The organism is Jezberella sp., assembly GCF_964834465.1.
The window spans coordinates 1-14946 of the sequence record NZ_CBAZRM010000005.1 but is presented as its reverse complement, the minus strand read 5'-3'; the positions used below and the strand labels follow the sequence as shown (position 1 = coordinate 14946).

The 14946-nt window shown below is 50.8% G+C and carries 12 protein-coding genes; 8 read left to right on the top strand and 4 right to left on the bottom strand.

Translation table 11 applies throughout. The features are described from left to right. The first annotated feature begins 48 nt into the window (after positions 1-48). The 7 genes from dnaE to AC1W8Y_RS04835 are packed head-to-tail and all read left to right on the top strand — an operon-like array spanning position 49 to position 9277. On the top strand, positions 49-3534 hold the full coding sequence (gene dnaE, locus AC1W8Y_RS04865; RefSeq protein ID WP_482013348.1) for a DNA polymerase III subunit alpha: 3486 nt from the start codon (positions 49-51) through the stop codon (positions 3532-3534). Beyond that, positions 3534-4670: a glycosyltransferase family 4 protein gene (locus AC1W8Y_RS04860; protein WP_482013504.1), complete on the top strand. Its 1137-nt coding sequence runs from the start codon at positions 3534-3536 to the stop codon at positions 4668-4670. Before dnaE ends, AC1W8Y_RS04860 begins: the two co-directional genes overlap by 1 nt. After that, the gene (locus tag AC1W8Y_RS04855) at positions 4667-5515 is read left to right on the top strand and encodes a polysaccharide deacetylase family protein (protein WP_482013347.1); all 849 of its coding nucleotides are present in this window, start codon (positions 4667-4669) and stop codon (positions 5513-5515) included. The genes AC1W8Y_RS04860 and AC1W8Y_RS04855 overlap by 4 nt, the downstream gene beginning before the upstream one ends. Further along, complete coding sequence (locus tag AC1W8Y_RS04850; protein ID WP_482013346.1) at positions 5485-6294, top strand: glycosyltransferase family 2 protein; 810 nt, start codon at positions 5485-5487, stop codon at positions 6292-6294. Before AC1W8Y_RS04855 ends, AC1W8Y_RS04850 begins: the two co-directional genes overlap by 31 nt. Beyond that, complete coding sequence (locus AC1W8Y_RS04845) at positions 6291-7400, top strand: glycosyltransferase (RefSeq protein ID WP_482013345.1); 1110 nt, start codon at positions 6291-6293, stop codon at positions 7398-7400. The genes AC1W8Y_RS04850 and AC1W8Y_RS04845 overlap by 4 nt, the downstream gene beginning before the upstream one ends. Before the next feature lie 46 nt (positions 7401-7446). Then, positions 7447-8151: a polysaccharide deacetylase family protein gene (locus AC1W8Y_RS04840; RefSeq protein WP_482013503.1), complete on the top strand. Its 705-nt coding sequence runs from the start codon at positions 7447-7449 to the stop codon at positions 8149-8151. Continuing rightward, a complete protein-coding gene (locus AC1W8Y_RS04835; RefSeq protein ID WP_482013344.1) occupies positions 8144-9277 on the top strand; it encodes a glycosyltransferase family 4 protein in 1134 nt (377 codons plus the stop codon). The genes AC1W8Y_RS04840 and AC1W8Y_RS04835 overlap by 8 nt, the downstream gene beginning before the upstream one ends. Before the next feature lie 27 nt (positions 9278-9304). On the opposite strand, the gene AC1W8Y_RS04830 is transcribed toward AC1W8Y_RS04835, so the two are convergent. Together AC1W8Y_RS04830 and AC1W8Y_RS04825 are read right to left on the bottom strand one after the other, a co-directional pair. Next, on the bottom strand, positions 9305-9961 hold the full coding sequence (locus AC1W8Y_RS04830; protein ID WP_482013343.1) for a YdcF family protein: 657 nt from the start codon (positions 9959-9961) through the stop codon (positions 9305-9307). Between the two features lie 135 nt (positions 9962-10096). Then, positions 10097-11002, bottom strand: coding sequence for a glycosyltransferase family 9 protein (locus AC1W8Y_RS04825; protein WP_482013342.1), 906 nt, complete (start codon positions 11000-11002; stop codon positions 10097-10099). A gap of 199 nt (positions 11003-11201) precedes the next feature. Between AC1W8Y_RS04825 and msbA the strand changes: the two genes are divergently transcribed. Then, positions 11202-12971 carry a lipid A export permease/ATP-binding protein MsbA gene (msbA, locus tag AC1W8Y_RS04820; RefSeq protein WP_482013341.1) on the top strand — a complete coding sequence of 590 codons (1770 nt, stop codon included), beginning with the start codon at positions 11202-11204 and terminating at the stop codon, positions 12969-12971. A 16-nt stretch (positions 12972-12987) separates the two neighbouring features. Here msbA and rng read toward each other — a convergent pair whose 3' ends face one another. Together rng and AC1W8Y_RS04810 are read right to left on the bottom strand one after the other, a co-directional pair. After that, positions 12988-14451: a ribonuclease G gene (gene rng, locus AC1W8Y_RS04815; RefSeq protein WP_482013340.1), complete on the bottom strand. Its 1464-nt coding sequence runs from the start codon at positions 14449-14451 to the stop codon at positions 12988-12990. A gap of 281 nt (positions 14452-14732) precedes the next feature. After that, positions 14733-14946: hypothetical protein (locus AC1W8Y_RS04810; RefSeq protein WP_482013339.1), on the bottom strand; the 214-nt coding region annotated here is incomplete at its 5' end.

Sequence of the window (14946 nt, the reverse complement as noted above, 5' to 3'; positions counted from 1 at the left end):
CTTAAAAATCCTTGCGTCTGGCCACCTGCAAATGGGTACAATTCTCAGATGCCTGAAACTCCCACCAGCTCTTGTTTTGTCCATTTACGCGTCCACTCCGAGTTTTCGGTGGTGGATGGGACCGTTCGCCTGCCTGATTTGATCGCCAAAGCGGTTGCTTTTAACCAACCGGCAATTGCTTTAACCGATCTGACCAACCTTTTCGGCTTGATCAAGTTTTATAAAGCCGCTCGCGGGGCGGGGATTAAGCCGCTTGCCGGTTGCGATATGTGGGTAACGAACGATCAAGATCGCGACAAACCTAGTCGTATTCTACTTCTGGTTGCCAACCATCAGGGTTATTTAAAGCTATGTGAGCTTTTAACGCAGGCCTGGTTGACCAATGCGTATCGTGGCAAGGGTGAGATCCGACGCGAATGGCTCAACGACTGCGAAGGGTTGATTGCACTATCCGGGGCTTCTTCAGGGGATATTGGTCAAGCATTACTCAACGGGCAGCAAGAATTGGCGAGAGCCCTTGCCCGTGAGTGGGCACGGTGCTTTCCAAACGCCTTTTACATTGAGTTGCAGCGCCGTGGATCCGACGTCGACGAGACCTATGTGCAGGCAGCGCTTGGCTTGGCGAGTGATTGTGGTTTGCCTGTTGTTGCCACACACCCTGTGCAGTTTCTCGAAAAAGATGAGTTCAGGGCGCATGAAGCCAGGGTTTGTATTGCAGAAGGCCAGATTCTGACCGATCCGCGTCGCCCCAAGGCTTTTACCGAAGATCAATATTTGTTATCCAGCGAAGAGATGGTTGAGCGCTTCTCTGATATTCCCTCCGCGCTTGCTAATACGATCGCCATCGCCAAGCGGTGCAACCTGACCTTAGAGCTGGGTCGGCCCCGTTTGCCAGATTTTCCGACGCCAGAGGGCGTTTCGCTGGATGATTACTTGTTTCAATTGTCTGAGGCGGGTCTCACCAAGCGCATGGCGCAACTTTATCCAGACCCGATCGAGCGTGAAAAGCAATATCCAACGTATTCCGCCCGCTTGACGCTTGAGTGCAAGACCATCGTCCAAATGGGTTTCCCTGGCTATTTTCTGATTGTTCAGGATTTTATTAACTGGGGTAAAAACAATGGGGTACCCGTGGGTCCGGGGCGCGGATCAGGGGCTGGGTCCTTGGTTGCCTATTCGTTAGGCATTACCGATCTTGATCCGATTCGTTATGACTTGCTGTTTGAGCGGTTTTTGAATCCTGAACGGGTTTCTATGCCGGATTTCGACATTGATTTTTGTCAAGATAATCGAGAACGTGTGATCGATTACGTCAAAGAGAAGTATGGTCGGGCAGCCGTGAGCCAAATTGCAACGTTCGGTACCCTCGGCGCCAAGGCTGTGGTGCGTGATGCAGGGCGTGTCTTGGATATGCCCTATATGCTTTGCGATGGCTTATCCAAATTGATTCAACAGAATCCAGCTGATCCTTGGACACTTGACCGCGCGTTAAATGAAGAGCCACAGTTTCGTGAACGCTATGAAAACGAAGAAGAAGTCAAAGCGCTTGTTGACCTTGCTAAACCGCTTGAAGGCCTGACACGCAACGTCGGGATGCATGCGGGCGGGGTGTTGATTGCGCCTGGCAAACTGACGGATTTTTGCCCCTTGTATTGTCAGCCAGGGGCAGAGGGCAGCGCTGTTTCTCAGTTTGACAAAGATGACGTTGAAGCAGTCGGATTGGTCAAATTCGACTTTCTCGGTCTGAGGAACCTGACGATTCTCGATTGGGCTGTCCGTTTTGTTCGCAAGTTCAATCCCAAGCTCGCAGATTTTGACATTATGTCGTTGTCGCTGGACGACCCTGCCAGTTACAAGTTGCTTTGCGATGCAAACACGACAGCCGTGTTTCAGCTCGAATCCCACGGGATGAAAGGCTTGTTGAAAAAGCTCAAACCTAATACGTTTGAGGATATTGTTGCGGTGCTTGCTCTGTTTAGACCGGGTCCGCTTGAGTCAGGGATGGTCGACGATTTCGTCAATCGTAAGCACGGTCGTGCAACCGTCGATTATTTTCATCCAGATCTTGAACAGACACTGAAAAGTACTTATGGCGTCATTGTCTATCAAGAGCAGGTGATGCTGATTTCACAGATTATTGGTGGTTACTCGCTTGGCGGCGCTGATTTGCTTCGCCGGGCTATGGGTAAGAAAAAGCCGGAAGAGATGGCCGCTCACCGTGAGTTATTTGAGCAAGGGGCAGCGAAAAAGGGCTACGACACCCAGATGGCTGTGCGACTGTTCGACCTCATGGAGCTCTTCGCAGGGTACGGTTTTAACAAATCTCACTCAGCTGCGTATGCGCTCATCGCCTACCAGACTGCTTGGTTGAAAGCTCACCATCCAGCCGAGTTTTTTGCAGCGACCTTGTCCTCGGATATGGACGATACCGGGAAGGTGCAGATTTTCTGGCGTGATTGTCTAGCGAACAACGTTGAAGTATTACCGCCAGATATCAATGCGTCTGGTTATCGGTTTGAGCCTGTGTTTGACACCTATAGTGCTCAGGGTTTACCGCCACGAACCATTCGCTATGGTCTGGGGGCGATCAAGGGGTCGGGTCAGGCGGCGATCGAAGCGATTATCTTGGCGCGTCAGTCTGGTCCATTCCAGTCACTGTTCGATTTTTGCAGACGCATCAATCGCCAAGCCGTTAACCGTCGTTGCATTGAGGCAATGATTCGTGCCGGGGCTTTTGATTTGATTGAGCCGAATCGTGCTGCGCTGATTGAATCCTTAGCAACAGCAATGGACGCCGCAGAGCAATTTGAGCGAAGCGCCAATCAGGTATCGTTGTTTGGAGACGATAGCGGCGAGGTCGTTGCCATGGAACTCGCCCGAGTCCCCGCGTGGGATTTAAAAGACAAACTCACTGCAGAGAAGCTTGCGCTTGGTTTCTTTTTTAGCGGTCATCTTTTTGATATCTGGAAAAAAGAAGTTCGAACCTTAGTCCCTCGACCGATTTCACGCTTAGAACCTTCGCGTGACAAGCAGTGGGTGGCAGGTGTGATTTCCAGCATCCAGACTCGGATGTCCAAGAACGGCAAAAAAATGTCTACCATTGTGCTCGACGATGGCAGTGACCAACAAGAGATGACGGTTTATTCAGAGCTTTTTGACGAACACAAGCATCGCCTCAAAGAAGATCACCTCATGATGGCACAAGTCAAGGTCAGCCAGGATCATGAAGGCAATTTACGAATCATCGTCGATAGCATTTACGATTTGCAACTGGCTCGAGAGGCTCGCGCTCGTGTGCTGCGCATTCGCTTGAATGGAAACGCAGACGCAAAAAAACTTAAATCTTTGCTCGATCCTCACCGTGCAACCCAAGATAACGCAGGCACTGGCACGCCCGTTGAAATCGTCTATGAAACAAAGCAGGCCCAGTGTACGATCCGGCTCGGAGACTCTTGGCGAGTGCGCTTGCCCGACTCTCTGGTCGAGCAACTCACTCACTGGACTTCACCTTCGGATGTGCAGGTAACTTATTGATGCAGGCGAACAAGACGTTAAGAATTGTCCATTCTGAAGCAGCAACTAGCTTTGGTGGTCAAGAGCATCGTATTTACAAAGAGATGATAGCCATGCGTGACCGTGGTCATTACCTCGAAGCGATCTGTCAACCCGACGCAGAATTAACGCAGAAGCTGAGAGACGCTGGTTTTGTCGTCCACACCCTGTACATGGACGGTCTGGTCAACATCCTCAAAGGCGTGATTCAGCTCACACGAATTTTGCGCAAAGGTCGTTTCGACGTGCTGAATACCCATAGTCGACAAGATACGCTCATCGCTGCGGCGGCAGGGCGTTTGGCCAAAATCCCGCTGATCGTTCGCACCAGACATTTGGCGAGCAAGATTGGCTCACTGCTCACCTATACCTGGTTGCCGCACCGAATTTCAACCGTCAGCGAATACGTCCGCCGCCAAGTCATTGCGCGCGGCGTGTCGAGCGACTTGGTTGAGACAATTTACACTGGTGTGGTGTTGACCCCGCCCGTTGAAAAATCGACGCTGAGAAGCGAACTTGGCTTATCAGCCGAAGACACCGTCGTCGGTTGTGTCGCCGTCATGCGACCGAATAAAGGGCATGCGTATTTGCTGGATGCCATCGAGCCAATTCTGCATGCACAAAGGACGGTTCATTTGGTGCTCGTCGGTGGCGGTTCACCGTTAATCGAAGCACTGCAGGCGCGGGTACAAACCGCAGGCCTAGCTCAACAGGTGCACTTTCTCGGGACTCGCAAAGACGTACCGAATTTGTTGGCAGGTTTTGATTTCTTCGCCTTAGCGACCCAACAAGAGGCGTTGGGTACCGTATTCGTTGAAGCCGCATCGAGTGGCTTGGCGGTGATTGGTACCGATGTCGGGGGCGTACGAGAAATGATGATCCCAGGCGTGACGGGATTACTCGTGCCGCCTAAAGATACAAACGCCTTACGGTTAGCCATCCAAACCTTAGTTGATCATCCTGATGTTCGCGTGCGCATGGGTCAAATCGGCTTCGAGCGCATCTGGACTGACGGGATTTTCACGACCGAGCGCCTTGGCGAACGCACCGAAGAGGTATACGTTAAGTGGTTGCAGGATTTGGGTCATCTAACCTGCACTGGGCCCGCCAACTCATGAGCCAAGCGTTTTGTGTGCCCGTCTTGATGTACCACCATGTCTCACCGAGTGCGGGCATGATTACCACGTCGCCCGCCAACTTCGAACGTCAAATCAGCTGTTTGGCGCGATCGGGTTATCGCAGCCTGACGTGTGACGAATTTGCGAGTTTTTTGCAAGGCAAGCCGGTTCCGAAAAAGTCCATCTTGATTACCTTCGACGACGGTTATCTTGATAACTACGTGTACGCCTACCCGGTGCTCAAGAAATACGGCATGTCCGCCGTGTTATTCGTGATTACTGGTTTGATCGGTGAGGGCCCTTGCAGACCTCATCTGGGCAGTGGCTCAGCGTTGCCAGATACCCCGACACACAAAACGGCAAAAGCGTTGATGTTCTCAGACCGTAAGGATGAGGTCATGCTGCGTTGGAGCGAAGTTGAACTCATGCGGCAGACAGGTAGTTTCGAGTTCCATAGCCATACGCATACACATGAGCGTTGGGATTTGTTGCTACCTGATGCAGAGAGTAAAAATGCAAAAATGATGGAGGATCTTGCTCAGTCGCGCCGCGTGTTGCAAGAAAGACTCGGATCAGTGTCAGATCATTTATGCTGGCCACAAGGGTATTTTGATCAAGATTATGTCGCCTTGGCGAAAGAGGCTGGTTTTAAACATCTCTACACGACCGATGCGTATGGTCAGAACGTCGCCGGCCAGGATACGGCCCATATCTACCGGTTCGCTGTCAGAAACAGAGGTTTTCTCTGGATTGCACAACGCATTTGGCTTGCTGCGCATCCTTTCTGGGGCCCTCTCTACAACAAATGGAAGTTATGGAAGCGAGCACGCCGCAACAAAGCTTAGGACTGTCGGTGATCATTATCACCAAGAACGAGGCACGCCATATTGAAGCGTGCTTAGCCTCGGTCGCCTTTGCTGATGAGGTGATTGTGCTTGATTCTGGCAGCACCGATGGCACGATTGATATAGCGAAGCGCTGCGGCGCTCAGGTCCATGTTGTCGCAGACTGGCCAGGTTTTGGGCCACAAAAAAATCGCGCACTGGATTTGGCTAACCATGCTTGGGTGTTGTCCATTGACGCAGACGAGCGCGTGACCGAAGCGCTCGAGCACGAAATCGTCGCGGTGTTGTTGAACCCCATCGAGTCGGCCTACCAGATACCAAGATTATCTGAATTTTGTGGGCAGGCGATTCGCCACAGCGGCTGGTGGCCTGATCATGTCTTGCGGTTGTTCAAAAGGGAAAGCGCAAGATTTTCTGATGTTCCAGTGCATGAAAAGGTTGTCACAAAAGATCGTGTCGGGACACTGAAGGCCTCTTTGCTACATTTTCCGTACCCCGATCTCGATGCGTTGATTCTCAAAATCAATCGCTATTCGAGCGATGCAGCAACCATGATGGCAAACAAAGGCAAGCGCACCAGTGTTTTCGGTGCTTTAGGGCACGCTTTCTGGACGTTTATTCGAATTTATTTTTTGAGACGTGGGTTCTTAGACGGACGATATGGGCTTGTGCTTGCCGTGACCGCTGCGTCCGGTAGTTTTTATCGGTATGCCAAATTGATGCTGATCAACGATCACCGCTCAACGCATGACCAGCGCAACAAGCGAGACAAGCGTTGAAAATTCTGTACACCAATTTTCATCCCCGCAATGGCGGCGGTCACGTGACTTACCTCATGAATCTGATGCGGGGACTGGCGGGGCACAATGAAATCACCTTGGCCACGCCGGCATCGAGTCGGTTGTATCGTTATGCGGCCGATATTCCTGCCGTTAATCGGGTAGATTTGTCGTTCCCTGGGCGCGTTACCGAGCTTGCTGGGCCCTGTAAAGTGTTGCGACGCCTGATCAAACATCATCGCTTTGACGTCATTCATGTCAATGGTTCAAGTGATCACAAACTAGTGATGCTGGCGACGATTGGGTTGTCGCCCAAACCACGTATTGTTTTGACCAAGCATAACGATCATCCCATCAACAGTATTGGCAACTGGATTCGAGCCATGCTCGCCACCCATGCGGCAATTGGCGTCAGTGATTTCATTTCTGCATTGTTATTGAAATCGCCTTACCGGCGGCATCGAATCGTGACGGTTCGACATGGTATCGACACTGATTACTTCACGCCAGTGACTGAAACCGAATACCAGGCTTTACGTGTGAAACATCTTGGCTCACCGTTGCCTGACAAAATAGTGTTGGGTAGTTCAGGTGGCACAGATGATGACAAGGGGTGGTTGGATCTCGCTGGCGCATTGATTCTATTGGATCCAGCGGTACGTGATCGCTTTCACGTAGTGGTGATCGGTGACCCACCCTCGGCAGATCAAGTTGCTCGGCTTGACGCGATCGGTGTTCGTCACCAGTTTTCGTTTCCAGGTTTAATCGATGACGTCCGTCCGGTGCTGGCAGCCTGTGACGTGGGCTTCGTTCTTTCTTATCGTGAAGCCTTATCCTTTGCTTGTCGCGAACTCATGGCGCAGGGTTTACCTGTCATGATCACTCGGGTGGGTGGGTTACCTGAAAACCTGACCGATCACGAAGAGGGATGGATTGTGCCGGTTCGCGATGCCAGCGCGATTGCTGAGGTCCTCAACGCCATCGCGAAAGAGCCGCAAGTGCTGAAAACCTTTGGGCAAAGCGCCCGAGTCAAAGCGCTCACCACCTTCAATTTGCGGCAATTTGTGACTGAAACGCTGGCCGTTTATCAAGCGGGAGACAAATAAGATGAGCACCACGACTTGTTCTCGTTTGAAACCGATTCCTGTTTTGATGTACCACCAAATCACGATACCTGCACCGCGAGGTACGCGATTTCGTAGTTTGACCGTTCATCCTAAAAGTTTTGAACGCCAAATGACTTGGTTATCAAGACTGGGTTACCAAGGGCTAAGTATGCAAGACTTGATGCCCTACCTTTCTGGTGAACGTCACGGAAAGGTGTTTGGGATCACCTTTGACGATGGCTATCGCAATGTGTTGATCAACGCTTTGCCCGTATTGCAAAAACTCGGGTTTTCATCAACCAATTATTTCGTCGCAAACGAGTTTGGGGGTTCTAATCGATGGGATCTATCGAAGAATGTTCCTGCCGCTGATCTGATGACTGCCGATGAAATTCGGCGTTGGGCGCGTAGCGGTCAAGAAGTGGGGTCTCACACCTTAGATCACGTCCACTTGACTGATATCTCAGACGATCAAGCGGTCTTTCAAATGGTCGAATCAAAGCGGATACTAGAAAGCACGATCGATCAAGCAGTGACCGCCTTCTGTTATCCCTATGGAGACCATCGGCCTGCACATGCAAACATGGCGCTTGCCGCGGGCTATACGAATGCGACCACGACAGAACGTGGATTAGCGCATGTTGGTGGTGATGCTTTTGAAATTAATCGGGTGGGTATTTGGCGCCAGACGCATTTGATTCGTTTTTTTCAGAAAGTGCTCACGCTTCACGAGGACAGGCGCGGTGCATAAGCCCTTGCGCATTGCTTTTTTGGTCGATCGTTTCGGTCGCCGATTTGGCGGGGCAGAGGCGTACAGCGTCGATTTAGTGACGCATTTATTGCGTCGCTCTCATGATGTGACGGTTATTGCACACGAGTTTGATCATCAGTTGCCTGTTCACGAGGTCAAAATTTTAGGGCCGCGCTGGTGGCCTAGCTGGCTTCGCGTATGGCACTTTGCGATACAAGCAGCTCGGTTAACTCGTCAGGGCTTTGATATCGTGCACTCAAATATGGATGGTCCGGCCGGGCAAATACAGGTGATGCATGTGAGTCCGGTCCGTTTTCGGCGCTTAAATGGGCGTGGCAAATGGGCGAAGATCCTGCACTGGTGTAGCCCTCGAAATGCAGTTTATTTTTGGCTTGAAGGGGCTCGCATGACGCATCAAGCGGGCCGACAGGTCGTTGCCGTTGCGCCTGTCATTAAAGAGCAACTGTTAGCGGCTTATGGTGAAGATTTGCCGGTACAAGTCATCCCCCCGGGGGTCGATCCAGTCCGTGTTGACCCGTTGATACGGGAGCAAACGAGAACCATGCTGGGCGTAGAGCAGCTGAATGTACTTTGTTTGCTGGTTGCGCTTAATCCATTGCGTAAAGGGCTTGAGCAATTGCTCAAAGCAGCCGAAGATTTACCCGCGCACTATAAGGTGTTGGTCGTTGGTGCTGAGCAAGAGGTGCAAGAGCGATTACGAGCGCATCCCCTGTTTACCTCGCGAAGACTGCTCTTTGTGCTGCCTACGACCAATGTTCAGCCCTACTATGCAGCTGCAGATATTTATGTACATCCAACCTTAGGCGACAGTTTTGCGATGGCACCGCTTGAGGCAATGGCAAATGGTTTACCCGTGGTCGTTAGTCACCCCAGATATTGCGGGTTTGCTCAATATGTCACACACGGTAGCGATGCATGGGTTTTAGAGCATCCAGACGACCCTGACGAAATCAAAACCGCGATTACGGCTGTCATGAGCTCTGCTGAGCTAAGAAGCACATTCATTGAACAGAGTAGGCACCTCGTCGAGTCCCTGTCGTGGGCCAACGTCACTGATCAGTACGAAGCACTGTATACAAAATCCGTCGAAACACGAGCTCAATGACGCCTGTCGTGTGTCGAGTCTGGGGCGCTATAGCCAACCACGTAACCAGTAGCCGAAGAGGCCGAAATATTCTTTGATGATGCTGCGGCTCGCCTCGAGGGTGCGAGTGTGTGGCAACCAAGGGTTAATGAGTAAGTGGTTTGACTTAACGATCTGCGGTGGAACACCACTGGGGACCGCATCAACGCCAAGTTTTTTGAAGGTAGCAATGGCACGTGGCATGTGAAGGGAAGAAGTGACCACAGCAACTTTCGACCAACCAAACTGCTGAATAATTTGCTGACTAAAAAGGGCGTTTTCGTATGTGTTTCGGCTATTGTTTTCTAGCACAATCGCGGATTCTGGGATACCTTTCTGGCGCAAGACCCTCGCCATGCCGTGCGCCTCGCTGGTCGGGCCTTCGAGCGATCCGCCAGAAACGACAATGTGGCTGGCTTTGTTTTCAAAATAAAGATCTGCCGCACGATCGATTCGATCGATTGCAGTCGACCGACTATAAGGCTCGAACCAGTTTGAGCGATTGCTTTGGGTGTTACCCCCAAGAACGACGATGACGTCCGCTTTGGGCGCTTGCGCTGGAGGCAGATAGTCCGCTTTGGCCTCCAATCGACCACCGAAATACAAGGCACTGATGGGCAACGACCAGATCAACACCCACAGTAGGCCAGCTGCAGTTAACGTCATTGCCGCTTGTTTTTTTCTCAGCAAGGCCAACACAACCGCTGTCACTAACAATAGTAGGCAGAGGTTAGGTGGATAAAGCAGCAGCGAAGGGATTTGTATGGATGTCAGCAAAGTTTGGTGAAAACAATGTTAAAGCTACCGCAAACGCTCAAGGCTCAACGCTGATTGCTCAACGACTTCATCAATAGTTGGCCAATGGTCTTGCGAACCTAGATTAATACTGGCTGGTGTCCAAGGTCGCGTCCTATTTGGATTGGTCACGCCAAAAAGCGTAATTTGAGTTGCACCTACCGCTGCGGCGACATGGGCAACGCCCGAATCGTTGCAAACAACCAACGAGGCCAATTGACTCAGCGCAGCAAAACTTCCGAGGTCTAGCGGCGGCAGCATCATTGCGCTGGGCGCGGCACGCTTGGCCGCGATCATTTCCAACGGAGGCGGGCACATGACGACTAAATGTCCCTCATTTTGTAGCGCTTCTGTCAACGCGGCGAAATGTGGCCAGACTTTGACTTGCCCGTGATGTAAACCAGTAGCGGTTGGGGCAATTAAGACAAACTTTTTAGGTGAGAGCCCGTGCGTCGATAGTAATTTCAATGCCCCAGCTTGGTGTTGGTCTGTCAAGCGAAGACACACTTGTTCAGGCAAGGCTGGCAAGTCGTTCGAGATTTCCCACCGATGTAATGCTTGTCGAGCCAACTCAAACCAGTATTGAGCAGCGTGCTGCGCAGGATTAGATTTGTCAACAGCATGCGTCAACAAAAAGCTTCTACCGTCGTCCCGGTAACCAACACTGTTTAAAGCCGCCGTGCGAAAAATAAGCGCGCTCGACAAAGAGTCTGGAAGCACGAGGGCACGTTGATAGCTCGTATGTTGCCGTGTCCAAGCACGAACGGCTTTTATATCGTGCAATAGGGTTCCGTTGATCTGACAAAACCCTTCAGCGTTGAATCCGGATAAAAGTTGTTGAGCCCAACCCCTTGCACACAAGGCATAAGGGATCTGTGCCTTTTCAAACATATCGAGGATGGGTAGGCTCATACAAACATCGCCGACCCAATTGGGCAGCCTGATGAGAACGGAAGGTAGTGTCACTGGCATGTTGGTAGATTTGCTCACTTTGTGAGAATACGACAAAGCGACGGTTATCCAAAGTAAACCCACGTAAAGTAGCCGAATCGAGAGGACTCTGCGGGTAAAATCCGCAACACTCTTGGTTTAATTTATACGGATCCTCACTTTGACCACCGCTGATTCATCACCTCCCAATTTGTCGTCGCCCACGAACAAAGACTTGTGGCGTCGCATTTACACGCGTGTGGGTTCAAATTGGAAAGGTCTCTTGTTGGCGGCATTGTTCATGGCTGGCGCTGCAGCGACTCAACCCACCTTGGCTGTCGCCATGAAACCATTGCTAGACGAAGGTTTTACTGGTGGCAAACCATCTTATATCTGGATCGTGCCGCTCACCATCGTGGGTTTGATTTTGCTAAGAGGCGTCTGTAACTTTTTCAGCGACTATTTATTGTCCTGGGCTGCCAACAATGTGCTGCTTGGGGTGCGACGGGATATGTTCGACAAACTGTTGACCATGCCCGATAGTGAATTTAAAAAGGGCGATTCGGGTCGGCTGCTCAACCGATTTACCGTCGATGCGGGCAATGTCACCAGCTTTGCAACAGATGTGTTGACGACTATCGTTCGCGAGTCAATGGTGGTGATCGCCATGATTGCCGTGTTGCTTTATATGTCATGGCAACTGACGCTGATCATCATCCTCACCATGCCTCTCTCGGTGGTGATTTCTAAGATATTCACAAATCGGCTGCGTAAGATCAATCGTGAGATGATCTCCATGAACGCAGAGATGACCCGAACGGTCAACGAAGCTATCGATGGTCAGCGCGTGATCAAACTTTTTGATGGATACCGCTACGAGAGAGATAGGTTCTCTTATGTCAGCGGGCGGTTACGTCGTTTTGATATGCGAGCCTCTACCGCAGACGCGGCCTTGACTCCGATCACCCAAGTGATCACTGCATTTGCCGTTGCCGCGGTCATCGCAGTGGCGTTATGGCAAGCACAGCATGGTGGGCTCACCGTGGGCAGTTTCGCTTCGTTCATGGCTGCATTGGCGCAAATATTTGACCCAATCAAGCGGTTGACTAAGGTGTCTAGTCGTACGCAAAAAATGCTGGTTTCCGCAGAAAGTATCTTTTCGCTGATTGATCAACCGTCCGAAATTGAAACGGTGCGTGGGGACTTCACTCATCCCGTCAAGGGAAGGATCGCGTTTAAAAATTTATCTCATCGATTTACTGATGCAGAAGCAAATACCCTCAATCAAATCAATGTCGTTGTCGAACCGGGACAAACTGTTGCTCTTGTCGGACGATCCGGTAGCGGTAAGACGACCTTGGTCAACATGTTGCCAAGATTTGTTCTTCCGAGCGCTGGGGAAGTGTTAATCGATGATCAGAATATCGAACAGATTAGCCTGAGCAACTTGCGCAAGCATCTCTCGCTTGTCAGTCAAGACGTCGTGCTGTTTGACGATACGATTGCGGTTAACGTCGGCTACGGTGCGCTGCACGAAGCATCCGAGTCAGAAATCCGTGCCGCACTGCAAGCGGCGAACTTATTGGATTTTGTCGATAAATTACCTCAAGGCATTCATACACAGGTGGGCGAGAATGCCACCAGACTGTCCGGTGGTCAGCGCCAACGCTTGGCAATTGCAAGGGCTTTGATTAAAAATGCACCCATTTTGATTTTGGATGAAGCCACGTCTGCTTTAGATAACGAATCAGAGCGGCAGGTGCAGATGTCCCTTGAAACACTCATGAAAGGCCGCACCACCCTCGTCATCGCTCACCGACTGTCGACGGTACAAAACGCGGACAGCATCGTTGTCATGGATCACGGAAGCGTCATTGAGCAAGGCACACACCTCGAGTTGCTTGCAAAAGGCGGTGCTTACTGCAATTTACATCAAATGGGTTTGCACTAACACTTGCATAGCAACTTCAGGTCAGGACAATGTCGTAGTGCTCTTGGGTGTAGCCCGTTGTGACCTCAAGAGAGATCCGTTTGCCGATGAAGTCACCGAGCATGGCCAGGTGTTGACTTTCTTCTTCCAGGAACAGGTCGACGACCCCTTGTGAGGCAAAAATTCTGAACTCCTTCGGATTGAATTGACGCGCCTCTCGCAAGATTTCTCGCAAGATTTCATAGCAAATCGTCTGATTTGTTCTCACGCTGCCTCGACTTTGGCAGGTAGGGCAAGGCTCACATAACTGATGCGCAAGCGAGTCTCTCGTGCGCTTACGAGTCATTTCGACGAGACCCAATTGCGTAAAACCATTCACCGTGACACGGGTTCGGTCGACGGATAGAGATTTATTCAACTCGGCGAGCACAGCCTCTCGATGGCGGGCATCTTCCATGTCAATAAAATCAATGATCACAATGCCACCAAGATTGCGCAGCCTTAATTGCCGAGCAATTGCGTGCGTGGCCTCCAGGTTGGTTTTGAAGATGGTGTCATCAAAGTTGCGACCGCCAACATAACCGCCGGTATTAACGTCAATGGTCGTGAGCGCTTCTGTCTGATCAATGATGAGGTAACCGCCTGATTTCAAATCCACCCGACGTGACATGGCCCGCAATATTTCATCCTCGATATTAGCGGTATCAAAAAGCGGCCGCTCTGCACTGTAGTGTTGGATGCGATCAGTGACTGAAGGGGTGTAGATATTGGCCCATGCGACCAGTTCAGTCATCGTGCTTCTAGAGTCAACCAGAATCTGATGCGTATTTGGGGTCACCATGTCCCGCATTACCCGTTGGGCGAGCGTTAAGTCTTGATGCAGCACTGATGGTGAAGGCAGTGATTTAGCTTTCGCTTGTACGAGACGCCAAAGCGTTGCCAGATAATCAATGTCAGCTTTTAGCTCTTGATCAGTCGCGCCTTCTGCTTGTGTGCGCACGATATAACCGCCTTTGGTCTCGTCACCGATCAACGCGGCCACTCGATCACGCAACGATTGGCGTTCAGCCTCTGAATCTATTTTCTGCGACACCCCAATATGCGGATCGTGAGGTAAAAACACCAGCATACGGCCGGCAATACTGATTTGAGTCGACAGCCTTGCCCCTTTGGTGCCGAGGGGGTCTTTGATGACCTGCACCAACAAGCTCTGGCCTTCAAATAAAATTTTCTCGATAGCTGTAGGGGTGACTGCGGCGACTCGTTCGCTGCGATTTTCCCGTAACTCTGCGATATGGATAAACCCCGCGCGCTCAAGGCCGATGTCAACAAAGGCACTTTGCATGCCCGGTAATACGCGCACCACCTTGCCGAGGTAGATATTACCGACATGGCCCATTTGCATGGTCCGCTCAAGTTGTACCTCTTGCAACGTGCCGTGAGAGACAAGCGCCACGCGGGTTTCAAAGGGGGTTACGTTGATCAAAATTTCTTCAGTCATGGTTTCGTCTTTACGTTCTATGTGTAGTTACCGCAATCGTGCTATAGTAGCGGGCTTGGCAGTTGAAGCGGTTTTGTTTTACGCAGTTGTGAAACAAAAGTGTGGTCGGTTTTAGTGGCAGTTTTTGCAAGCAAATTAAATAAGTCGTTTGATTGCAACAATTTGACACGGTAAAAAAAATCGTTCATAATCTCGCTTCTGTTTTGTTGAAACGTAAATGCGAAAGCAAATGCAAGTAAGCAAACTGACAAAGTAGTACCGAATACCATGTTCTTTAAAAACTAGACAACCGATAAGTGTGGGCGCTTGGAATGAGTGCGCAGGCGAATGATCTGTAACAGGGTCACTAGCTGCTTAAACGAAATCAAGTGCTCACAAAGAAGTTTGGAAGTAAATTTATTTAAGTTCGTCAAGGGCTTAGATAGACAAACAACCTCACTTCCTTTGAGCAGCGACGTATAACCGGCCTGAGCGATCAGGTCATGGAAATACGAT

Excerpts from the sequence above, each read along its gene's own strand:
- AC1W8Y_RS04830 (WP_482013343.1), bottom strand. The coding sequence starts at position 9,961 with ATGACGTTAACTGCAGCTGGCCTACTGTGGGTGTTGATCTGGTCGTTG.
- AC1W8Y_RS04860 (WP_482013504.1), top strand. The coding sequence starts at position 3,534 with ATGCAGGCGAACAAGACGTTAAGAATTGTCCATTCTGAAGCAGCAACT.
- rng (WP_482013340.1), bottom strand. The coding sequence starts at position 14,451 with ATGACTGAAGAAATTTTGATCAACGTAACCCCCTTTGAAACCCGCGTG.
- AC1W8Y_RS04850 (WP_482013346.1), top strand. The coding sequence starts at position 5,485 with ATGGAAGCGAGCACGCCGCAACAAAGCTTAGGACTGTCGGTGATCATT.
- AC1W8Y_RS04840 (WP_482013503.1), top strand. The coding sequence starts at position 7,447 with ATGTACCACCAAATCACGATACCTGCACCGCGAGGTACGCGATTTCGT.
- AC1W8Y_RS04825 (WP_482013342.1), bottom strand. The coding sequence starts at position 11,002 with ATGAGCCTACCCATCCTCGATATGTTTGAAAAGGCACAGATCCCTTAT.
- dnaE (WP_482013348.1), top strand. The coding sequence starts at position 49 with ATGCCTGAAACTCCCACCAGCTCTTGTTTTGTCCATTTACGCGTCCAC.
- AC1W8Y_RS04855 (WP_482013347.1), top strand. The coding sequence starts at position 4,667 with ATGAGCCAAGCGTTTTGTGTGCCCGTCTTGATGTACCACCATGTCTCA.